General features: G+C 71.8%; 10 protein-coding genes and 1 pseudogene. 2 read left to right on the top strand and 9 right to left on the bottom strand.

Features of this window, described 5'->3' with window-relative positions; translation table 11 throughout:
- Window positions 1-18 precede the first annotated feature (18 nt).
- From OG959_RS36770 to OG959_RS36750, 5 genes and pseudogenes are all read right to left on the bottom strand, one after another.
- Window positions 19-2,091 (bottom strand): discoidin domain-containing protein, encoded by a 2,073-nt coding sequence (locus tag OG959_RS36770; RefSeq protein WP_326665545.1) that lies wholly within the window; start codon window positions 2,089-2,091, stop codon window positions 19-21.
- A gap of 213 nt (window positions 2,092-2,304) precedes the next feature.
- The gene (locus OG959_RS36765; protein WP_326665543.1) at window positions 2,305-3,561 is read right to left on the bottom strand and encodes an MFS transporter; all 1,257 of its coding nucleotides are present in this window, start codon (window positions 3,559-3,561) and stop codon (window positions 2,305-2,307) included.
- Between the two features lie 14 nt (window positions 3,562-3,575).
- On the bottom strand, window positions 3,576-4,958 hold the full coding sequence (locus tag OG959_RS36760; protein ID WP_326665541.1) for a GH1 family beta-glucosidase: 1,383 nt from the start codon (window positions 4,956-4,958) through the stop codon (window positions 3,576-3,578).
- Window positions 4,959-5,305: 347 nt separating this feature from the next.
- Window positions 5,306-5,968: a TetR/AcrR family transcriptional regulator gene (locus tag OG959_RS36755; RefSeq protein WP_326665539.1), complete on the bottom strand. Its 663-nt coding sequence runs from the start codon at window positions 5,966-5,968 to the stop codon at window positions 5,306-5,308.
- Between the two features lie 77 nt (window positions 5,969-6,045).
- Window positions 6,046-6,276 (bottom strand): annotated as a pseudogene (locus OG959_RS36750) (hypothetical protein); the annotation flags it as partial.
- Window positions 6,277-6,498: 222 nt separating this feature from the next.
- Here OG959_RS36750 and argB point away from each other — a divergent pair.
- Window positions 6,499-7,431 (top strand): acetylglutamate kinase, encoded by a 933-nt coding sequence (argB, locus tag OG959_RS36745; protein ID WP_326665537.1) that lies wholly within the window; start codon window positions 6,499-6,501, stop codon window positions 7,429-7,431.
- A gap of 81 nt (window positions 7,432-7,512) precedes the next feature.
- Here argB and OG959_RS36740 read toward each other — a convergent pair whose 3' ends face one another.
- Together OG959_RS36740 and OG959_RS36735 are read right to left on the bottom strand one after the other, a co-directional pair.
- Window positions 7,513-8,034, bottom strand: coding sequence for a GNAT family N-acetyltransferase (locus OG959_RS36740; protein WP_326665535.1), 522 nt, complete (start codon window positions 8,032-8,034; stop codon window positions 7,513-7,515).
- A gap of 77 nt (window positions 8,035-8,111) precedes the next feature.
- Window positions 8,112-8,324 (bottom strand): MbtH family protein, encoded by a 213-nt coding sequence (locus OG959_RS36735; RefSeq protein ID WP_306081075.1) that lies wholly within the window; start codon window positions 8,322-8,324, stop codon window positions 8,112-8,114.
- A gap of 216 nt (window positions 8,325-8,540) precedes the next feature.
- On the opposite strand from OG959_RS36735, the gene OG959_RS36730 reads away from it, so the two are divergent.
- Window positions 8,541-9,698, top strand: coding sequence for an alpha/beta hydrolase-fold protein (locus tag OG959_RS36730; protein WP_326665532.1), 1,158 nt, complete (start codon window positions 8,541-8,543; stop codon window positions 9,696-9,698).
- Between the two features lie 234 nt (window positions 9,699-9,932).
- Here the strand turns inward: OG959_RS36730 and OG959_RS36725 are convergent, their stop codons facing one another.
- Window positions 9,933-11,633, bottom strand: a complete 1,701-nt coding sequence (locus OG959_RS36725) for an ABC transporter ATP-binding protein (RefSeq protein ID WP_326665530.1) — start codon at window positions 11,631-11,633, stop codon at window positions 9,933-9,935.
- Window positions 11,620-22,527 (bottom strand): non-ribosomal peptide synthetase, encoded by a 10,908-nt coding sequence (locus OG959_RS36720; RefSeq protein ID WP_326665529.1) that lies wholly within the window; start codon window positions 22,525-22,527, stop codon window positions 11,620-11,622. The genes OG959_RS36725 and OG959_RS36720 overlap by 14 nt, the downstream gene beginning before the upstream one ends.
- Window position 22,528: the final 1 nt, after the last annotated feature.

Here is a 22,528-nt window from a genome sequence, read left to right as displayed (position 1 = left end):
GCCTGCGCTCCGGTGCCGTCAGCCGCTGTAGACGCCGGCCTCCTGGAGCGAGTAGCCCCACTTGGTGCCGCGCTCCAGGCCGTGCATACGTACGTAGCGCGCTTGGACCGGGGTGAACCGCGCCGTGTCCAGGCCGCCGTCACCCGTGGCAGTGGACCACACCGTCTGCCAGTTCCTGCCGTCCTGCGACAGCTCGACGCGGTAGGCCTTCGCGTAGGCCGCCTCCCAGTCCAGGGTGACGCGCCCGACCGGCTTCGCTGATCCGAGGTCGATCTGCAGCCACTGGTCGTTCGTCCACTCGCTGGCCCAGCGAGTGCCCTCGTCTCCGTCCACGGCACGGCCGGGAGCGAAGCTGACGGCCGGGTTCCACCACTCCGACGTGGACGCCGAGGCGGCCGCGCCCGAGGCCAGATTCACCCCGGACGTGTGTTTCTCGGCGTTCCCCCAGGTACGCAGGTAGGACTCGGCGCCCGTGAAGAGGTCGTCCACGACCCCCTGGCCGCCGACGATGCGGATGTCCTCGATCCAGTCCGGGACCATGCCGTAGTGCGCCGCACCATCGGTGTTGAAGTCCCATGTGCGCTCGCCGGTGGTCTGCTTCTCGATCACCGAACCGCCGTCCGTGCTGCGGAAGGGGTACCGCACCGGGTCGGGGACGTCCCCGCCCCGCGGGGCCGGCCAGCCTCCGACACCGTTCATGTCGGTGCCGTAGCCGTAGCCGACCTGGTACTTCTCCCGCAGCGCGTCCGTACGTTCGGCCTCCGCGCTGAAGGCCGCGGAGCCGCTCATGTACTGGGCGGCGAACCCGCCGAGCTTGTAGAGCCGCTCGGTCCATCCCAGGTCCATCCAGCTGTGCGAGGAGATGGCGCCGGGGTACGACGCGGACTCGAGAACGTCGAAGGCCTGGTCCGCCGCCTTGACGCTCATGTGGTCGAGCTCCAGCATCATGTGACGCTTCATCATCCCGCGCACCGCGTACTCCCCCAGTCCGGTCAGTCCGCGGGTGTTGCACTGCGCGTCCGAGGCGTACGTGGGGACGGCCACCCCGCTCGGCAGCAGCTTCTGCGCCCCGGCCGCCACCGCGTTGCCGATGGGGTTGTCGTGCTGCGGGCCGCGGCAGGCCTCCGTCTTCCAGAAGGTGCCGGTCGACAGGAACTGGCCCACGTTGATCGCCGTACCGAGTGCGCCGGAGTCGTACCGCACCCCGCACAGGGCGTTGTCGAACTTGTGGCACAGGAACATGCTGCTCACGCCGAGTTCGCGCAGCTCGTCCAGGCCCCGGTCGATGTCCTCCTTGCTGCACTGCGCGATGTCCAGGATCTGCTTGCAGCCGAACGGTTCGGACGTCTCGACACCCAGGACCACAGCCAGCTTGCCCTGCTCGATGACCTCGCGGGCCTGGGCGCTGCTGGTGACGATCCGGAACCAGCCCTTGCCCGGGCCGCCGTACATCTTGTCGATGAAGGCCTGCATGTCGTACGACTTCTTCGCCTCCAGACGGATGGCAGTCATCTCGTCGCAGCTGCGGTCCTTGAAGAAGTAGACCGAGCAGATCACACCGTTGGTGACCAGGTCGTTGACCAGCACCCGCTGGCCGCCGCGCCAGGCCCGCTCGATACTGGCGTAGTAGTTCTGCTGGTGGGTCAGCGAGTCATGGGCGGGCCAGTCCTTGAAGGTGGGCCACCCGTCGGGGTCATGCCGGCCGTCGCCGCCCTTGGTGACGAAGTCGAAGACGGCGAGGGAGCCGTCGGGGTAGTGCTCGGGGCAGTCCTTGAGCGCGTCGGCGACGCCCTGCTCCGAGAACGGCTTGCCGCAGATCAGGCGGCCGCCGAAGCCCTCGTTGGACATGATGTGGTCGTGGGCGTCCACGAAGCCTTTCACGCGGCCCTGGGCGTCGGTGCCCTTGAAGGGCTCACCCGTGACGTTGATCTGCGCGTCGGGCGCGGGCCGCGCGGTCGGGTTCCACCAGCCGGCGTCGGGCTCCGCCGCGGAACTGGGCATCGGGCCGAGCACCAGGGACAGCACGGCGAGGAGCAGTGACACCACCGTGAGAGATCCGAATCTGCGGCGCGAAGGTTGAGCCATGGTCATCACTCGCTTCGATTGACATGCTCATTCACGTTACTGACGAGTTATCAGAATCACGACCACGGCCGGCGGAGTCAACGGTCCCGGCAGGGAAACATGAGAATTTCTCATCTTTGATGAACTCGCGCTCGGACAACGCACGGTGCCGACCGGACGAGTGTCGGGAGTCGCACGGCCGGACGGCCGGTCAGGCTCGTCCGTCCGTCGGGCCGTTCATCAGGCCACGCCGCGGACGCGGTTGACGAGGAGGCCGCCGACGAGGATGACCAGGGCGGCGGTGGCGTACAGGCCGGTGTATCCGCCGAGGTGGGTGATGATCGGCGCGGCGAGAGCGGGGGCGAGTACCTGCGGGCCGGAGTTGGCGATGTTGATGACGCCGAGGTCCTTGGCACGGTCGGTCGCCTCGGGCAGGACCTGGGTGACCAGGGCCTGGTCTACGGCGAGGTAGATGCCGTAACCCGCGCCGAGGACGGCCGCGGCGGCGAGGGCGGACGGCCAGGTGTGGAGCGCCGCGAGCAGCAGTGCCGCTGCGGCCATGACCAGCGAACAGAGGACGACGAAGACCTTGCGGCGCCCGAGGCGGTCGGACAGGACACCGGCCGGAACGGCCGTGAGCGCGGCGCAGAGGGTGTAGACCACCGTGAGGATCAGGACGCCTGTGCCGGGGTCGTCGAAGTGGACGGCGTCGGCGAGGAAGTAGAACAGGTACAGGGTGCCGAGGGCGTTGCCGAGGTTGATCAGGAAGCGGGTGAGCCAGGCCCAGGCGAAGTCGGGGTGCTGGCGGGGGCTCACCCAGAGCGAGCGGGCGAAGGTGCGGGCGTCGAAGGCGGGGCGCAGGGCCCGGGTCAGGGGCGGTTCGGAGTGGCGGAGCACGAAGGGCAGGGCGAGTGCGACGGTGAGCACGGCGAGGGTGACGTAGCCGGAGCGGACACCGGTGACGAGCAGTGTGGTGATCAGCGCGCCGAGGACGAGGCCGAAGGACTGCATGATGCCGGTCCAGCCGGAGACCTGGGCGCGCTGGGTGAGCGGCACACGGTCGGCGATCGGGGTGGTGACCCCGGCCAGCATCGCGTTCAGCCCTGCCTGTGCGAGGCACCAGCCGACGGCCACCCCGGCCACGGCGTGCTGGGTGGCGGTGATCGACAGCCCCGCCGCCCCGGCCAGGGCGCCGCCGAGGATCCAGGGCCGGCGGCGGCCGAACCTGCTCGTGGTGCGGTCCGACCACGCGCCGGCGAGCGGGTTGGCGAGCACCGCGACGAGTGCGCCGAGGCCGGTGACGAGCGAGAGGGCGTCGTTCTTGTCGTGCGGGTCGATGTGCTCCAGCTGGAGAGGCAGCAGGATCTGGATGGGGGTCATGAACGCCATGAAGACGGCCAGCGTGGCCAGCGAGAGGTCCACCGTCCACACGGCCTCGACCGGGACGGTGGGCTCGGCGAAGACGGCGGCGTCGTCCGCCGTGGAGGCATGGGACATGACGGGTCCGCCGCTCAGGACCGCTGGGAGGCGATGAGGTCGCGGTACCACTCGAAGCTCGCCCGGGGCGTGCGCTCTCGGGTGGTGAAGTCGACCTCGACCAGACCGAAGCGCTGGTGATAGCCCTCGGCCCACTCGAAGTTGTCGAGCAGCGACCAGGTGAAGTAGCCGCGCACGTCCACCCCGCGGGACACGGCACGGGCGATCGCGTCGATGTGCCCGGCGAGGTACTCGATGCGCGGCCGGTCGTGCAGTCCGGCCGGCTGCGAGCAGCCGTTCTCGGTGATCCACACCGGTGGAAGGTCGTTGCCGTAGCGGGCCTTGAGACCGGTGAGCAGCTCCGTGAGCCCATCGGGAACCACCGGCCAGCCGAACGCGGTCCGCTCGTACGGCTCCGCGGGCTCGGCCAGGTCGAAGGGCAGCGCGGCGGCCGGATCGGCCGGTGCGGTGACCCAGGTGGGGTTGTAGTAGTTGACACCCAGTCCGTCCAGCGGTGCGGCGATCGTGGCGAGATCGCCCTCGCGCACCACTCCTCCCCAGCTCGGATCGGTCATGCCGTAGGCCGACAGGTCGGGATAACTCCCCCGCAGCAGCGGATCGTTGAAGAGCCGGTTGTGCAGGGCGTCATAGGCGGAGGCGGCCGCCACGTCCTTGTCGTGCCGGGCGTCGTGGCGCAGGCGGACGGGCGTGCAGTTGTTGGCGATCAGTATCCGCCCGCCGGGAACGGCGGCTCGCAGCGCCGCGGTCGCCAGGCCGTGGCCGAGCAGTTGGTGGTGCGCGACGGGCAGCGCGTCCAGCATCAGTGCGCGGCCCGGGGCGTGGACGCCGAAGGCATAGCCGAAGGACATGTGGACGAAGGGCTCGTTGAGGGTGATCCACCGCTTGACCCGGTCGCCCAGCCGTTCCGCGACCACGGCCGCGTACTCGGCGAAACGATGGGCGGTCGTGCGGTTCAGCCATCCGCCCTCGTCCTCCAGTGCCTGCGGCAGGTCCCAGTGGAACAGGGTGGGTGTGGGCTCGATCCCGGCGTCGAGCAGCGCGTCGACCAGGCGGTCGTAGAAGTCGAGCCCGCGCGGCTCGACCTTGCCCGCACCGGTGGGCAGGATGCGCGGCCAGGAGACCGAGAAGCGGTACGCGTCGAGCCCGAGCCGGCGCATCAGCGTGACGTCCTCGTCGAACCTGTGGTGGTGGTCGCAGGCGATGTCGCCGGTGTGGCCGTCACGGACCGCCCCGGGGCGCCGCACGAAGGTGTCCCAGATGGAGGCCCCCTTGCCGTCCTCGTAGGCGGCGCCCTCGATCTGGTACGCGGCGGTCGAGGCGCCCCAGACGAAGCCGGCCGGCAGCCGGGGAGGTCGAGTGGCATCGGTGGAGCTCGTCGTCACTGGCGTCACCTTCATCGGTGGTGCGCGAGTCGCCCAGGTTCGGCCGCCCGCGCGGTGGCTCCGGAATCCTGCCGACGGTCGGCCTTCGCACCCCAACGGCAGCCCAGGGGGCGGCTGTTCGCGACCGGGGCGCGCCACCGAGGTGGGCCGCACCATAACATGAACTTTTGTTCATGTTCTATGGTCCGGGCGCGGCCGGGCTCTGGCCGGCGAGGAGAGCGGGGTGGGACGGGCCGATGACGGTCCGGGGCTCCCGTGCCACGACACGACGCCCAGGGTGCGGGCTGGTCAGCGGCGGAACCGGCCGGCCCGGAAGTCCGGAACCGCGGCCCGGGGCCCGGCGGGCCGCCGAGCGCCCCGGATCACCCTTCCGCGGCCGTCAGCCGGCCGCGCAGGTCCTCCCAGTAGGCGTTCAGCATCCGCTTGAGCTCGTCCACGGCCTCCAGGTCCGGCTCGCCGTCGCTCTTGAACACTTCGTGCAGCACGGCGTTGGCGGCCCACACCACCATCCGCGTCGCCCGTTGCGCCCGGTGACCGCCGGGCCCGCCGATGAGGTGCTCCACGATGCGCTGCAGCCCCTCGGCGATGTGCGCGTTGCTCGCCTCGTCGGCCCGCGCGAGCTCAGGGCTGAGGTGCCGCCCGGCCCACAGAGCCATGCCGCCCGTCTGGGACCGGACGAGCTCGGCGTAGACGCCGACCATCGTGCCGACCGGGTCGGACAGGTGGCCCTCGACCGTACGCTCGACGAGTTCGTCGATGGCGGCCTTGAAGGTGTCGAGGTACCTCCGGCCCAGGGCGTCCACGATGGCGCCCTTGTCAGCGTAGAACTGGTAGATGCTGCCGACCGGCGTACCCGCCTCCTCGGCGATCCGCCGCGTCGTCAGCGCCTCGTACCCCTCCTGGGACAGGATCCGGTCGGCCGCGGCGAGGATGGCCTCGACCCGGGCCCGGCTGCGTGCCTGCTGCGGCTGCCTCCGCAGCCGCGCCCTCGATGCCGGCTGCCGCTCGCCTGCTTCCGTCACCACGTGCCCCCGGTCGTCCGATCACGCGAACGTAGCACGCGGCCGCGGAGCGGGGGCCGGTCATGCTGCCGGCCGACGCGCTACTGGACGGCGTCGCTTCCAGCGGTGTCCGGCTCCTCCGCCACGCTCCCGGTCCCGTCCTTGCGCACCGCGCAGTGGAGCGAGCCGTCCCGCACATCGGCGACGATCGTGTCCCCCGGGTCGCTTTCGCCGCTCAGGAGCAGAGAGGCGATGCGGTTGTCGAGTTCCGCCTGGATGGTTCGTCGCAGCGGACGAGCGCCGAACTCGGGCTGATAGCCGTGGGCGACCACCGAACGCCATCGACATGTCAGCTCCGGACGGGCAAAGGGGTTCTTCCACTCGAACCCCACGTCCAGGGCTCCGCAAACGGAGTGGAAGCGCCCTCAGGTGCCCGCGCCGCGGGCGACCGGAAACCCCCGCCGGCGACGAGCGGGCAGGACGGCGGGATCGGCACCCGGACTCCCTTCGTTCAGGTTAGGCTAAGCTAACTTCTCGAACGGGGTGGGGCAGACATGACACCGGTCGTCACAGATCGCGTGAACCCGGACACGGATGCGTCGACCGGGCCGGCGAGGAGGCCCGCGGAACCACGGCCCCGTGTGGTCGTCGTCAAGTTCGGCGGCAACGCTATGGTGGACGCGAGCCTGCAACGCCTCTTCGCCCAGGACGTCGTGGAGCTGTGGCACGCCGGCCTTCACCCGGTCGTCGTGCACGGAGGCGGGCCCCAGATCAGTGCGATGCTCGACCGCCTCGGACTGGAGAGCCACTTCGAGGCGGGCCTGCGCGTGACGACGGCGGAAACCATGGATGTGGTGCGCATGGTGCTGTCCGGCCGCGTCCAGCGGGAACTGGTCGGCCAGATCAACGCCCATGGGCCCTTCGCCGTGGGCATGACCGGCGAGGACGCGCACACGATGACGGCGGTGCGACGGCCCGCCTATGTGGACGGCCGCCCGGTGGACATCGGTCTCGTCGGAGACATCGTGGACGTGAACCCCGGCATGGTGCGCACACTCCTGGCACGGGGCCATATCCCGGTGGTCTCCCCCGTGGCCCGCGGCGACGACGGGCAGGTCTACAACGTCAACGCCGACCTTGCCGCGTCCGCGCTGGCCGTGGCCCTCGGGGCGGAGCGGCTGGTCATGCTCACCGATGTGGAGGGACTGTACGCGGACTGGCCGCGCAGCACCGAGGTGATCAGGCATCTGACGGCCGACGCGCTGGCCGGGTTGTTGCCGGAGCTCGCGAGCGGGATGCTGCCGAAGATGGAGGGCTGTCTGCGGGCCGTCCGGGGCGGTGTGCGCAGGGCACAGGTGCTCGACGGCCGGGTGCCGCACGCGGTGCTGCGAGGCGTACTCGGCGAGAACGGTCCCGGCACCACCGTGGTGCCGGACACCGTCGTCGCACCCGGCACCGGCCCGGACCGCGACCTGAGCACCGTGTGACCGCCGGCGGCGGCCGCGATGCGGACCGCCACTCGGCGTCAGGGGCGCGGCGCCACCGCGCCGCGCCCTGACGCGGACGTTCTACACGGCCCTCGCGAGGATCCGGGCGTTGCGCCGCGGATCCAGCGACTCCGCCCAGGTCCGGGGCGCCAGACACGCGGCCGTCGAGGTGAATCCGTACCGCTGGAACAGCCGTCCGCCGCCGGTCGTCGCGGTGAACAGGGAACCGAGCGACCGCGCACGCGCCCTCGTCAGCGCGGAGCGCAGCAGCGCCGCTCCCACTCCGCACCCCTGCCGGTGCCCGGCCACACAGAAGTTGTACAGAACACCCGCGGGTGCGCCGGCCTCCGCCGGGCCGGCCGGGTACACGCGCAGACCCACACAGCCTTCCAGCCGGCCTGCGGGGCCCACGGCCACCAGGAAGTCGGCCGCGTGGGCGGCGTAGAGCGAGACAGGGCGCTCCCGCAGCGCGCCCGCACGGACGAAGGGCCCGGACAGGGCGGCGAGTTCACCGGCGTCCTCCGGACGCGCGAAGCGTACGGAGGACGCAGGCGCACGGAGCGCACGCGCCTCAAGGGCGGGACGCGGCAGGGTCGTGGTCAACGCATTCCTTCCGGGTTCCACGAACAGGCAGAACGGCCCGACGGCAGCACCCCGGCTGCGGGCCGGTGCTGGACCGCTCAGGCGTCCGCGGGGACGGTGAGGGAACGAGGCCGCAGATCCGTCCAGTTGGTCTCGACGAAGTCCAGGCACGCCTCCCGGGTGTTCTCTTCGAAGGCGATCGTCCAGCCTCCGGGCACGTCCACGAAGGACGGCCACAGCGAGTGCTGGCCCTCACCGTTCACCAGGACCAGGAACCGGCCGTCGGGGTCGTCGAACGGGTTGGTGCTCATGTGTCAGTACCTCCTCGGGTCCGACGGGCCGGTGACGGCCGCGCCGAGCGTGTGCTTCTGCCCGCCGGCGGGCCGGCGGTGCTCCCCGTAAGCGAGCCCGGAGAGCGAGTTCGAATGATGAGCCAGGGATATGGAAGGAGAAGTCCAACTTAGGTTAGGCTCCCCTAATCGATCAGAGCTTAGCCTTTCCTCTTCCCCTCTCACAAGGAGACGTTCATGCCCCCGGTGACCGAACGGATCCGCACCGAGAGCGACTTCGCCGGCTTCGGACTGACCGGTGCTCCCGGCACCGACGCGTTCTGGGCGGCTGCCCGCACGCCCGCGTCGGTACCCGCCGGCGACGGCGGCTGGGTATCGCTGTTCCTCTGGCGCGGCTCTCCGGCGACCGTCGACTTCGAGAGCTGGTCGGAGCCGGTCCCCCTGCGCCGGTGGCGCGACACCGACTGCTGGTACGCCGAAGTACCCATGCCCGAACGGCTCCGCGTGACCTACCGGTTCCTCGTGGAAGACACGCCGCACGCGGACCCGTTCAACCCGGCCGGCGCCAGCATGGACCGTTCCCTCGCCGCGACACCGGACGCCCCCGCCCAGCCGCACTGGCCCGTGGTCGGCGCCGACGACGTGCTCCCCGTACCGCACACCCGGCTCCGCTGGAACAGCGCACGGCTCGGCGGACGACGCACGGTGCGCGTCCACCCGGCCGGGGGCGGCGGACCGGTGGTGCTGCTGCTGGACGGGGACGACTGGCTGTACCTGCATCCGGCCATGGCCGCGTTCGACTCGGCCGTCGCCGAAGGCGAGATGCCGCCCGTCACGCTGGTCTTCCTGCCGGCCAAGGACCGGGCCGCCGAGTTCGCGGAGGGGTCCGGGCTGTGGGAGGCCGTCCGCGACGAACTGCTGCCGCTCGTCGCGGAGTCCGGAGTGACGGCGGACCTGGACCGGCTGGTGGTGGCCGGGCAGAGCCTCGGCGGGCTCAGCGCGGTGAACGCGGCACTGGACTTCCCGGAGCTGGTCAACCGGGTCGCCTGCCAGTCGGGGTCGTTCTGGTGGGCACCCGGGGCGCCGGACCTGGCGGACCCTCTCGGCGGCCCGGCCGGTGGCTCCGTGGCCGCACGGCTGCGCGAGCGCCCCGACCTGACCGGGCTGCGGGTCGCGTTCGACGTCGGGGAACACGAGACGCGGATGCTCCCCCACTGCCGGCCGGTCGAGACCCTGGCCGAAGAGGCGGGCGCGACGGTACGGGTGTCACGGTCGCCGTCCGGCCATGACCGGGCAGGCTGGCGGCACGCGCTGCTCAGGGATGTCGCCTGGGCCCTCGACGGGCCGCTTCACGCCCCCGGGACCACGCAGGCGGGCGCTTCCGCGGTCTCCTGACGGCCGTGCGGCAGAGTGGGGACGTACCCATGTACGAGACGATGCCGTGCCGCCTTCGGACCGGGCTGCTGCTGCGGCCCTGGGCCGAGTCGGACGCCGCCGGGTTCCGCTGCGCCCCGAACGGGAGAAGCCGCACACCCACGCGCCGGGGATGCCCGGCGGACAGGAAGCGTGCCTTTCCGCATTCCGGCGCCCGGTCCGGGGCGGCCCCTTCGGCGCAGCGGCCCCGGCCGTTCACCTCGCCACTGCCAGACAGTAGGCCTCGTCGGTGGCGAGGAGGTTGCGATGGGTGTCCTCGGCCGTGATGATCCCGTCGTCCAGGACGAGCACCCGGTCGGCCGCGTCCAGGACGGCCGGACTGCTGGAGATCACGACGGTGGTACGGCCCCGGCGCAGCTTCACGAGGTTGCGTGCGATCAGCTGCTCGGTGACCGCGTCGACGGCCGTGGTCGGATCGTGCAGAACGAGGACGTCGGTGTCGGCGGCCAGGGCGCGGGCCAGGGACAGCCGCTGGCGCTGTCCCCCGGACAGGTTCGCGCCGCGGTCGCGGATGGCGTAGTCCAGCCCGTCGCGGTGGAGCGCGACGACATCGGTCAGCATGGACGCCTCCACCGCTTCGGGAACCGTACGGCTGGTGCCCGCCGGGTCGATGTTCGTACGGAGGGTGCCCGCGAAGATCTCGCCGTCGTACGGGTTCACCAGCATGTGTTCACGGATGGCCTCGACCGACAGGTCCGCGATCTCCCGCCCGCTGATCCGGACCGTCCCGTCGTACTCCTGCGGCGGGACGTTCACCGCCAGGATCGACGCGAAGTCGGCTGCCGCGCGCGGCTGATAGGCGGTGATCGCCACGAACTCCCCGGCGGCGACCCGGAACTTCAGCTTGCGCAGCGTCCCGTACCGGACCCCGTCGATCTCCAGGTCCCCGCCCGCGGACGGGCGCTGCGGGCCCGGAGCCGCCACCGGCGGCGCCGCCAGCACCAGCGCCATCCGCTCGGCCGAGGCGCGCGCCATCATCACGTACTTCGGCATCTCCGAGAACATCTTCAGCGGTTCCATGATGAACTGCGCGAGGCCCACCGCCATGACGAGTTCCCCGATGGTGATCTGGCCGTCGAACGCCAGCCAGCCGGCCGTCAGGGTCACGGCGGCGGCCAGGACCGCGTTGAGTGCCTGTGCGGCGCCGGCGTACGCGCCGTTCACCCTGGCCACGGTGATCGCCTGGTGCTTCGCCTCCGCGCTGACCTTCCGGTAGGACACGAACGCCGCGTGGTTCCCGCCGAACCCGTGCAGCGGGCGCAGGCCGGTGATCAGGTCCGCGACCTTCGCACCGGCCCGCGCCACCCGGGCCTGCTGCTCCTGGGTACTGGCACCGATCCGCTTGGACATCACGCTGAGGATCGTCAGGATCACGACGGTTCCCATGATCACGAGCAGTCCGAGCCGGAGGTCCGCCAGGCCCAGCGCGACCGCCGCGACCACGACCGCGACCAGTGAGCTGATCAGCAGGGGCACCACTTCGATGATGTCGGCGGTGGAGTCGGCGTCCTCGGTGGCGATGGTCAGCACCTCGCCGGACTTCAGATCGGTGTTCCTGTCCACCGGCTGGAGTCCGCACTCCGCGACCTGCACCCGCCAGCGGTGTGCCTCCGTCGTGTTCGCCTTCTGCAATACGCGCATCCCGAACCGCCATGACAGCGACACGGTCGTGATGATCACGGCCAGCGCGCCGATCGACACCCCGAGGGAGCCGGGGCTCCGGTCCTGGAGGGTGTACTCGACGATCAGGCCGAGCGCGATGGGGAAGGCGGTCTCGCCGGCCTGGTACAGACCCATGAGGACCGTGCCCCAGGTCATGGCACCGAGGTTGCGGCGCAGCGCCGTCCGCAGGATGCCGGCTCCGTCGAGGGGCCGGTGGGGATCAGGAGTTCGCATCGAGGTGACCGGCAATCGCTTCGGGGGTTCGCAGGGTGAGCAGGTCGCGGATCGTGATGACTGGACCGTACTCCCGGCGGAGCAGCCCGATCAGGCGCACCGCCAGCATGGAGTGTCCGCCGAGGGCGACGAAGTCGCTGACCGCGCTGACCTCGTCGTCGTCCAGGTCCAGCGCCTCGGCGAAGAACTCGCACACCGTGACCTCGGTGTCCGTCTCCGGTGCGCGTTCGGCCACCGTCGTCAGCACACCCAGCGGCCTGGCCTCCGGGAGCGCCTTGGTGTCGGCCTTGCCGTTGACGGTCAGCGGGATGCGGTCGACCCGCGCGTAGTGCGTGGGGCGCAGGAAGTCGGGGAGGGCGGCGCCCACTTCGGCGGCGACGGATGCCAGATCGGAGCCGTCGAGCACCAGGTAGGCGGCCAGCCGGTACGCTCCGTCGACCTGTGGGTCGGGCTGGGCGACCGCGGCGGCGAACCGTACCGCCGGGTGCGCCGCGAACGCGGCCTCGACCTCTCCCGGCTCGACGCGGTGCCCGCGGATCTTGACCTGCTGGTCGGTCCGGCCCAGGTACGTCAGGTTGCCGTCGGGGCGACGGACTACCAGGTCCCCGGTGCGGTACATGCGCTCGCCCGGTTCCCCGAACGGGCAGGCCACGAACCGGTCCGCCGTCTGCGCGGGCTGCCCGAGGTAGCCGCGGGCGATGCCGACGCCCGACACGTACAGCTCGCCGGGCACACCGTCCGGCAGCGGCCGCAGCCACGGATCCAGCACGTACACCTCGGTGTTGTCGATGGCCACGCCGACCACCGGGTCCTCGCACTCGAAGGTGCCGACGCCGAGGGTGTTGATGGTGTACTCGGTGGGCCCGTACAGGTTGTAGCCGGCCGTGCCCTCGGTCTCCGCGAGCCGCCGCCACAGTGCCGGGGTGACGGCCTCCCCGCCCAGCAGAACGAGCGCGGGCCGGCGTCCGGGGGTGTCGAGCAGTCCCTCGGCCACCAGTTGCTGCGCGTAGGTCGGGGTCACGTTGACCACGTCGATCCCGTGCTCCAGGCAGTACTCGACCAGCCGGGGCGCGTCGCGGCGCAGTTCCTCGTCGCAGATGTGCACCTCGTGGCCGTCGGCGAGCCAGAGCAGTTCCTCCCACGACATGTCGAAGGCGAACGACACGGTGTGCGCGATCCTGAAGACGCGGTGCTCGTGCTCCGCCAGCACCGGTTCGAAGATGCGCCGCTGATGGTTGATCAGCATGTTGGTGAGTCCGGCGTACTCGGTCACCACACCCTTGGGCTTCCCGGTCGAACCGGAGGTGAAGATCGTGTACGCGGGGTGCCGCAGGCGGTCCGGATCCTCCGGCGCGAACGTGCGGAACGGTTCGGCTTCGGGCAGGGGACGGTCGAGCTCGATCAGCTCACCGGTCAGCCGGGGCGACACCGCGCCGACGGTGAGGATCACGTCCGGGCGGGCGGCTTCGACGATCGCGGCGATCCGCTCGTCCGGGTGGTCGAGCTCCAGCGGCACATAGGCGGCTCCGACGCGCAGTACGGCGAACAGCGCCACGATCGAGTCCAGGGAGCGCGGAATCGCGAGGGCCACGGTCCGCTCCGGTCCGATACCGCGGCCTGCCAGCACTCCGGCCACCGCACGGCTGCGGTCCCGGAGTTCGGCGAAGGTCATGGCCGAACCGTGGGCGACGAGGGCGATGCGCTGCGGGTCGCGGTCGGCCGCCCGGTCGAACCGGTCGACGACCGTGTCCGTGCCGACGTCCGTGCGGGGCGCCGGCTCGGGCAGGGTGCCCACGCCGGGCAGCGCACCGACCGGGCCGGCCGACCCGGCCAGGTCCTCCAGGACGCGCAGGTAGCCGTCCAGAAGTCGGCGGGCGCCCGCGGGGTCGTCGTCGCGGTGCTCCAGCTTGACGGTGAGCCGGTCGCCTGGCGTGACGACCCAGGTGAACGGGTAGTGGGTCGAGTCGTCGGCCCGCACCGAGGTGATGCCGTGCCGGGCGTTCATCTCGGCGAACGCGTCCAGGTCCAGGAAGTTCTGGAGCACGAACAGGTTGTCGAACAGGGTGTCGTGTCCGCTGGCCCGCTGGATCTCGCCGAGGCCCAGGTGCTCGTGCTCCATCGCCTCGACGCGGGCCGTCTGGACGGCCGTCAGGTACTCCCCGACCGTGTCGTCCGGCCGGGCCCGCGTCCACATGGGCACGGTGTTGAGCAGGACGCCGACGATGCCGGACAGGCCTTCGCCCTCGCGGCCGGAGACGGTCACGCCGAACACGGCGTCGCCGCGGCCGGTGTGCGCGCCCAGCAGGAGGCCGAACGCCCCGGTCAGCACCGAGTTCAGGGTGACGCCGTGCGTCTTGGCCGCCTGCCGCAGCAGACCGGACAGTTCGGCGGACATCGTGTGGACGAGCGCGCGCGGCAGTTCGTCCGTGACGGCCGGCTGCTCCCCGGCGAGCAGGGTGGGGCCGCTGAGGCCGTCGAGGTGGTCCGCCCAGAAGCGTTCCGCCACGGCGGGGTCCTTGGCGGCGAGCGCGCGGGCGTAGTCCTCGAAGCCGGGCGAGAGCGGGATCGCGGCCGGCGGTTCGCCCGCGAGGACGGCCCGGTAGGCGTCGAACAGGTCCCGCAGCAGGATCTCGCGGGACCAGCCGTCCCACAGCAGCAGGTGGTAGCTCAGCAGCAGGCCGTCGCGGTCACCGGGCAGACGTACCACGGTCAGCCGGACCAGCGGCGGCTCGCCCGGGTCGAATCCCGTGTCGCGGTCCCGGGCGCGCAGGGCGTCGGCCTCGGTCTCCGTCGCGACGGTGACCGTACGGACGCCGACGCGGCGGCCCGCCCTGAGGACCTGGACCGGGTTGCCGCGGTCGTCGGTGGTGAAGCCGGCGCCCACGACCGGGTGCCGGGCGATCACGTACGCCATCGCCTCGGCGAGCGCGTCGGTGTCCAGGCGGCGGTCGAAGACGAAGTAGCTCTGCGCGACGTAGTGTCCGGCCGTGCCCGCCATCTGGGCCTGGAAGTACAGGCCGCGCTGGAGCGGGGTGACCGGTGCGGTGCGCTCGGCCGTGATGGACGCCTCCGCGACGCGCTCCAGCGCGGTACGCCAGTGCCCGGTGATCTCGTCGGGGATGCCGTCGGCGAGGGTGAAGGCCGCGTGCAGGCTGCCCGTGGTGTCGTCGGTCCACGCGTTGACCTCGACGGCGTACGGACTGCCCTCGTCCGCGCCGGTGATGTGCGGTGCCCGGGACTCGCCGCTGCGGCCGAGGTAGTTGAACAGGACCTGCGGGCGGGCGGTCAGCAGCGGGGCCGTCTGCGGGTTGAGGTACCTGAGCCTGCCGTAGGCGACGTGACCGTCCTCGTCGGGCTGGCGTTCGGCTACTTCGCGCGCCGCCTCGACGGGGTCGGTGTGCGCCGTGAGCCGTACGGGCGCGATGGCGGTGAACCAGCCGACCGTGCGTGTGTAGTCGTGGTGTTCCCGGACAGGGACACGGCCGTGGCGCTCCAGGTCGACGGCGAGGTCGGTGGGGGCCGTCTGGACGTGGGTCAGTGCGGTGCGCAGTGCGCCGCACAGGAGCTCGGTGAGGCCGATCCCGAGTGCGGCGGGTGCGGTACGCGTCACCCGGTCGCTCACGTCGGGCGCGAGCACGACGGTGGTCTCGCGCGGGCCCTCGACGGAGGGCAGCAGCGCGGGCGCCCCCAGCGTGGTGATCCAGTCGCCCAGGCCGGTCACCTCGGCGCAGCGGGCGCCCGTCGCTTCGGCGTACTCGCCGTAGGAGGTGGTGGGCGGCGCCAGGGCCGCTCCGCTCAGGGCGGTGGCCAGGTCGTCGAGGAGGATCAGCCAGGACACCGCGTCGACGGCGAGGTGGTGCGCGGTGACCACGAGGGTCCGGCTCTCGGGTATCCAGGAGAAGGCGACGACCTCCCCCGACTCGGGGTTCAGGCGGCCTGCGGCCTCGTTCGCGGCGGCCGTCGTGTCGCCCCTCTCCACACGGACGACGGTGACCTCGCGGTGGGGTTCGGTGCGCAGGGCCCACACGCCGTGCTCCACGTCCAGCTTCAGCCGGAGGACGGGGTGCGCGGCCACGACGGCGTTCGCGGCGCGTTCGACATCGCCGAGCCCGGCGCCCTCGGGGACCACCAGCGACCTGGCCTGGGCGAACCGGGCGAGCGAGCCGCCCAGTTCCCGCCTGCGCATGATGATAGGTGTCGGGAGCAGCGGGCCGTCCTCACGGCGGCCGGGCCCGGCGGCCGGGGTCCGCGGTGTGCGCGAGTCCAGCTGCTCGGCGAGTGCGCGCGGGGTCTTGAACAGGAAGACGTCCCGCGGCGCGATGTGAAGTCCGAGGGCTCTGGCCCGGTTGATGACGGTGATGGCGAGGATGCTGTCGCCGCCCGCCATGAAGAAGTCGGTGTCGGCGTCCACGTCGGAGCCCGGCAGCGTCTCGCCGAAGACGCCGGTCAGGGCCGCGAGCGAGGCGCCTGTGGTGGCCGGTGGGACGACGGCCTGCGGGACTGGTTCCTGCGCGGACTGTGCGGACTGCGCGGCCAGGGCCTCGCGGTCCAGTTTGCCGTTGACCGTCAGCGGCAGCGCGTCGAGGAACCGCACCTGGCCCGGCACCATGTGCACGGGCAGCTTCGCCGCCAGGAGTCCGGTGAGGTCGCCGGGTGCCCGGCCCACGACATGCGCGACCAGGTGGTCGCCGCTGCCCGCCACGGTGACGGCCACGTCGACCACGGTGTCGAGCTCCCGGATCGCCGCCTCCACCTCGCCGGGCTCGATCCGGAACCCCTTGAGCTGCACCTGGCCGTCGGCCCGGCCGGCGAACTCCAGCTCGCCGTCGAGCGTCCGGCGGGCGAGGTCGCCCGTGTGGTACATGCGGGAGCCGTCGCCCGCGAACGGGTTCGCCACGAACCGGCCCGAGGTCAGTCCGGGCCTGCCGAGGTAGCCGAGGGAGACCTGGTCCCCCGCGACATAGATGGCACCCAGCTGGCCGGGCGGCACCGGCCGGAGCCGGTCGTCGAGGAGATAGGTGTCCAGACCGGGGATCGGACCGCCGATCGGGCTGACGTCCGCACCGAAGTCCTCGTCGGTGAGCACCCGGTGGGTGACGTGGACGGTGGTCTCCGTGATGCCGTACATGTTGACGAGCTCGGGCGAGCGGGTGCCGTACCGCTCGACCCAGCCGCGCAGCCGCGCGGGATCCAGGGCCTCGCCGCCGAAGATGATCCGGCGCAGTGCGGTAGCCGGTTCTCCGGCGTGCCGGTCCGCCTCGATGAACCGGTAGAACGCCGACGGGGTCTGGTTGAGCACGGTGACTCCGCGCTCACGGACCAGGCGGTGGAAGTCCACCGGGGAGCGGGTCAGCGCGTAGTCCGGCACGAGCAGCTCCGCGCCGTGCGCCAGCGCGCCCCACAGCTCCCAGACGGCGAAGTCGAAGGAGTACGAGTGGAACTGGACCCACACGTCCTGCGGGCCGAAGTCCATGTCGGGGCGGGTGTTCGCGAGCAGGGCCACGACGGAGGCGTGCGGGACGACGACGCCCTTGGGCCGGCCGGTGGATCCGGACGTGTAGATCACGTACGCGGGGTCCTGCGAGCGGGGGACCGCGGTCTGCGGCGCCGTCCCGTCCGCCTGCGGCAGTTCGTCCCCGAGCACGAGCACCCGGGCCGGCACTCCGGCACGTGCCAGCAGTCCGGTGAACCGGTCGCGCTGCTCACGGTCCACGAGAACGGCCTGCGGTGCGGCGTCGGCCAGGATGTACTCCAGCCGTTCGTCCGGGTATGCCAGGTCCAGCGGTACGTAGGCGCCGCCCGCGGTGACGATGGCGACCAGGGCGACGACCTGTTCCAGGGAACGCGGTACGGCGACGGCGACGCGTCCGCCCGGTCCGACGCCGGCCGCCCGCAGCGCCGCGGCCAGCTCGTCCTTCGCCGACGCCAGTTCGCCGTAGCTGAGCGACCTGCTGTCGCCGTCGAGGGCGCACTGGGTGACGGCGACCGCGGCCGGGTCGCGGAGGGCGGCGGCGTCGAACAACGCGCCCAGGGTCGTCGGTGTGAGCGCGGCGGGGCGGCGGCCGCCCTCGGCCACCGGCTCCCCGACCCGTGCGTCCGGCCGGGTGAGCAGACCGGTCAGCGTGCGGGTGAACGTACGCAGGATCTCCTCGGCGCCGGACTCCCGGAGCAGCGCACCGTCGTAGATCAGGTTGAACCGCGGACGGCCGTCGTGGGTGCGTTCCACCACCAGCGTCAACGGGTAGTGCGGGGCTCCTTCGTTGACGATGCCGCTGATGACCAGTTCGTCGTCGGGCCTGCGCAGCGCTGCCACGTCGGTCGCGACGTCGAACACGACCAGGGTGTCGAAGCGGGCACCGGCGCCGGTCAGCCTGCCGATCCGCGCGAGCGAGACGTGCTGGTGCGGCAGCACGGCGCTCTGGTGTTCCCGCACCGAGGCGAGCAGGCCGGCGCCCGTCGTCGTCGCGTCCCAGCGGGCACGTACGGGAATCGTGTTGATGAACAGGCCCACCATGTCGGCGATGCCGGGCACCTCAGCGTCGCGTCCGGACACGGTGGAGCCGAACACGACGTCGTTGCCGGGCAGGATGCCGCCGAGCGTCACCGCCCAGGCGCTGTGCACGGCCACGCTCAGGGGCACGCCGGCCGCCCGGGCCGCCGCGTCGATGTCGTCCGACGGCTCCACGGCCGTGTCGGCGAACCGGTCGGAAGGGATGTGCCCCTCGGCGACGAGTGAGGGGCCGGGCAGACCGGCGAGCTGCTCGCGCCAGACCCGGTCGCTCTCGTCGTCGTCCCGTCCGGCGAGCCAGTGCACGTAGTCGGGGAAGCCGCCGGTCCGGTACGCGGTCCCCGGCCGGTGGTACTCGGCCAGCAGTGTGCGGAGCATCGGCGGTACCGACCAGCCGTCGGCGATGATGTGGTGCACGGTCTGCACCAGCACATTGCGGCCGGCGCCGTCGCGGATGAGTGTGTAGCGCATCAGCGGGCCGGTGGCCAGGTCGAAGCCGGCGCGGCGGTCCCGCTCGGCGTGGTCGCGGATCTCTGCGTCGGTGATGCCCGGGCGGTCCAGCGTGGTGAAGGGCGCCTCGGCGCCGCTTTCGAGTACCGAGACGACCCGGCCGTCGGCGAGGGCCGTGAACCGGGCGGCCAGGTTGGGGTACAGCGTCAGCAGCCGGGTGGCCGCCGCCGCGAGCCGACCGGCGTCCACCTCGCCGTCCAGCGTGAGCAGTTGCTGCTCCACATAGCTGCCCGCCGAGTCGTCGTCGAAGACCGAGTGGAAGTACAGGCCCTCCTGCAACGGGGTCAGCGGCAGGATGTCGCACAGTCCGGGGCCGTCCAGGGCGTCGACATCGGACTGGGTGAGCGGCAGCGGGGCGAAGTCGCTGGGCGAGTGGCCGCCGTCCTCGAGCGCGGCCAGCCCGGCCAGGGCCTCCCGCAGGTACGCGCCCACGACGGTGATGTCCTCGTCGGTGAACACGCCGTCGGGCCAGGAGATCGTGGCGACGAGTTCGTAACCACCGGTGGCGTCCGGTTCGGCGATCAGGTTGAACTCCAGGGCGCGCTGCAGGCGCATCCTCGGGTCGCGCTTCTCGCCCAACTGCCCGGTGGTACCGGCGAGCTGCCAGTCCCCGGAGGAGTCCGAGTCGAAGCGGCCCAGGTAGTTGAACAGCACCTGGGGCGCGGGCGCTTCGAACCGGGCGTCGGCCAGGTACCGCAGGGCGCCGTAGGAGAGACCGTTGCCCGGGACACGGGCGAGGTCCTCCTTGACCGCCTTCAGTGCGGTGGCCAGGTACGCGGGTGAGGTGAGGTCGGCCGCGGCGCCCGGGTCGACGATCACCGGGAAGAGGGTGGTGAACCAGCCCACGGTCCGCGACAGTTCGGGTTCGAAGCCGGCGGCGTCCGCGACGAAGCGTCCCTCTCGGCCGTGGCCCTCCAGCTCGATGTGGGCGAACGTCTGGTCCTGGCCGAGGTCGCGGCGCCACCGGGCGAGGGCGACGGCGAGCGCGGTGAGCAGGACGTCGTTGACGCCCGCGTGGAACTTCGCGGGTATCTCGCCGAGGAGCGCCGCCGTGATCCCGGGTCCGACCGACACCGTCCGTTCCCGCTCGTGCGCCACGGTGTCGGCGCCGGACAGGGCGCGCCTGCCCAGGGGGCCGTCCGCGCCGGGCAGCGGACGCGCGAAGTGGGCGCGGTCGGCGTCGAACGCGCTGCCTGCGAGCAGCTCGGTCCAGCGCCGGAACGACGTGCCCACCGGGGGCAGCTCGACCGGTGCACCCGCGGCGGACTGCCGCCATGCCGTGGCCAGGTCCTCCATCAGGATTCGCCAGGAGACTCCGTCGACGACCACGTGGTGAACGACCACGACCAGTTCCCGCGCCTCGCGGCGCCAGACGGCCCGCAGCATGACTCCGCGGTCCGGGTCGAGCCCGCCGGTGGCCAGCTCGACGCAGGCGTCGAGCGGCAGGCCGCTCTCCTGCCACCCGGCGGCGGCCTCCCCCGCCTCCGGAATGTCGAAGCTCCAGCGCTCGCCGCGCACCAGCCTGGCCCGCAGCATGTCGTGCCGCCGGACCACGGCGGTGAGGATCTCGTCCAGGACTTCGGCGCTCAGTTCCGGCGGGGTGTTCAGCACCACCGACTGGACGAAGCCGTCGACCGCGTCCGTGACCTCGCCGAGCCACTGGACGACGGGTGAACCCACGACAGGCCCGGTCGCCACGTCGTCGTCCTGCGCCGCGCAGGCGTCCTCGCGGCTCGCGACCGCGGCGAGGGCGCCGACGACGCCGTGGGCGAAGATCTGCCGTGCGGTGACATGGAGCCCGGCGTCCCGCAGCGCGCTCAGCAGGGAGATCGCCAGGATGCTGTCCCCGCCGAGCCGGAAGAAGTCCTGGTCGACGCCGACCTCGTCCAGCCGCAGGACCGCGGCGACGGCGGCGCAGACCGCGCGTTCGTTCTCGGTGGTGGGCTGGACGACCGGGCCGGCCGAGGTCACCGGTTCCGGCAGCGCGGCCCGGTCGATCTTGCCGTTGGCGGTGAGCGGGAACTCCTTCATCACGACGGTGTGGGTGGGCACCATGTACTCGACCATGCGCGCGTCGGCCCATGCCCTGACCTCGTCGGCGTGCAGGTCCTCTTGTCCGGCGGCCGGGATCACGTACCCGACGAGGTAGCTGCCGCCCGCCGTGTTCTTCCTGGCGACGACACAGCTGTGCCGTACGCCGGGGTGTTCGGCGAGGCCGGCCTCGACGTCCTCGATCTCCAGGCGCATCCCCCGGATCTTGATCTGGTTGTCCGCCCGGCCCAGGAAGTCCAGTGAGCCGTCCGGGGCGAAGCGGGCGAGGTCGCCGGTCCGGTAGAGCCGGGAGCCGTCGGTGGCGAACGGGTTCGCCACGAAGCGGGATGCGGTCAGGCCGGGCGCGTTGACGTATCCGCGGCCCAGGAGGAAGCCGCCGACGTACAGTTCGCCGCCGGCCCCGACCGGGACCGGGCGCAGTTCGTCGTCCAGCACGTACAGCTGGGTGTTGGGGTTGGCCCTGCCGATCGATGTCGACAGGCGTTCCGCGGCGCCCCGGTAGATGACGTGCGAGACGCCGATGGTCGTCTCGGCGGGGCCGTAGCCGTGGTACATGGGGATGTCGAGGCGGGTGCGGAATCGCTCGTAGAGCTCGGGGGTCAGCACCTCGCCGCCGCACCACACATGGCGCAGGCTGTCCAGCCGTCCGGAGTCCCCCGCCATCTCCAGCAGGACGTCCAGCATGGACGACACCAGATAGGTGAAGGTGACGCGCTGCTCGGCGATCACGCTCAGCAGGTGGTGCGGGTCGCGTTCGCCGCCGGGCCTCAGGACCACCAGCCGGCCGCCGCACACCAGCGGCAGGAAGATCTCGTTGATCGAGATGTCGAAGGACAGCGGTGCCTTGAACAGGGACGCGTCGTCGTGGCCGAAGTGCAGGATCTCCTCGACCTGCCACAACAGGCGCTCACTGATCGCCTCGTGACGGATCATCGCACCCTTGGGCCGGCCGGTCGAGCCGGACGTGAAGATCACATAGGCCAGGGCGGGGCCGGGAACGGCGACGTCGGGCGCCTCGACGGGGTGGGAGGTGAACGCCCAGTCGTCGAGGTCGACGGCCACGGCCTCCGGCTCGTTCGGCTCGCGCTCGCCCGAGCCGTTGAGCTGGAGGACGGCCCGGGCGTCCTCGATGACGACCGCCCGGCGCGCGGCGGGCCACATCGGATCGAGCGGGACGAACGCGCATCCCGCCTGGAGCACACCGAGCAGCCCGACGACCATGTCGGCACTGCGGCCCAGGGAGATGCCCACGACCTGCTCGGCCGTGAGTCCGCGCTCGATCAGGTGGTGGGCCAACTGGCCTGCGTAGCCACCGACCTGACCGTACGTCAGTGATCGCTTCCCGTCGACGATCGCGACCGCGTCGGGTCGCTTCCTTACCTGCTCGTGGAACATCTCCACGATGGTCGGCCGGTCCCGGTCCGCCTCGGTGTCGTTCCACCGGACCAGGTCCTCGATCCGCGCCGCGAGGCCGGAGGGGCCGATGGTCCCGAGAGGCCGGTCGGGGAAGTCGGCGAGGTCGTCGAGGGCGAGCTGGGCATCGGCCAGCGAGACGCCTTCCGGGACGGCGATGGTGCGTCGCGCCGCGTCGACCTCCCATCCGGCTGCCCCGGAACCGCCGCTGGCGGCCCATCCGAGGACGTCGGCGAACAACGTGCCGGGGGCGAGGTCCATGCCGTCGGGGCTCTGTTGCCTCGCCCAGTGGGCCAGAGCGATGGCACACGCGGTGACAAGGGTCCCGTCGCCGTGATCACCGGTCCTCCGGCGCAGGCCGGCCAGGCCCTCTTCGGAAAGCAGTACGAGACGAGCGCCCGGTTCCATCATC

The organism is Streptomyces sp. NBC_00385, assembly GCF_035917155.1.
Taxonomy (GTDB): domain Bacteria; phylum Actinomycetota; class Actinomycetes; order Streptomycetales; family Streptomycetaceae; genus Streptomyces; species Streptomyces poriferorum.
Note: the sequence above shows the minus strand (reverse complement) of the source record. Positions and strands in the feature narration are given on the sequence as shown.

What these genes read in the sequence shown, in the direction of transcription:
- OG959_RS36770 (WP_326665545.1), bottom strand. Translation starts at nt 2,091, where the DNA reads ATGACCATGGCTCAACCTTCGCGCCGCAGATTCGGATCTCTCACGGTG.
- OG959_RS36765 (WP_326665543.1), bottom strand. Translation starts at nt 3,561, where the DNA reads ATGTCCCATGCCTCCACGGCGGACGACGCCGCCGTCTTCGCCGAGCCC.
- OG959_RS36760 (WP_326665541.1), bottom strand. Translation starts at nt 4,958, where the DNA reads ATGAAGGTGACGCCAGTGACGACGAGCTCCACCGATGCCACTCGACCT.
- argB (WP_326665537.1), top strand. Translation starts at nt 6,499, where the DNA reads ATGACACCGGTCGTCACAGATCGCGTGAACCCGGACACGGATGCGTCG.
- OG959_RS36735 (WP_306081075.1), bottom strand. Translation starts at nt 8,324, where the DNA reads ATGAGCACCAACCCGTTCGACGACCCCGACGGCCGGTTCCTGGTCCTG.
- OG959_RS36730 (WP_326665532.1), top strand. Translation starts at nt 8,541, where the DNA reads ATGCCCCCGGTGACCGAACGGATCCGCACCGAGAGCGACTTCGCCGGC.
- OG959_RS36725 (WP_326665530.1), bottom strand. Translation starts at nt 11,633, where the DNA reads ATGCGAACTCCTGATCCCCACCGGCCCCTCGACGGAGCCGGCATCCTG.
- OG959_RS36720 (WP_326665529.1), bottom strand. Translation starts at nt 22,527, where the DNA reads ATGATGGAACCGGGCGCTCGTCTCGTACTGCTTTCCGAAGAGGGCCTG.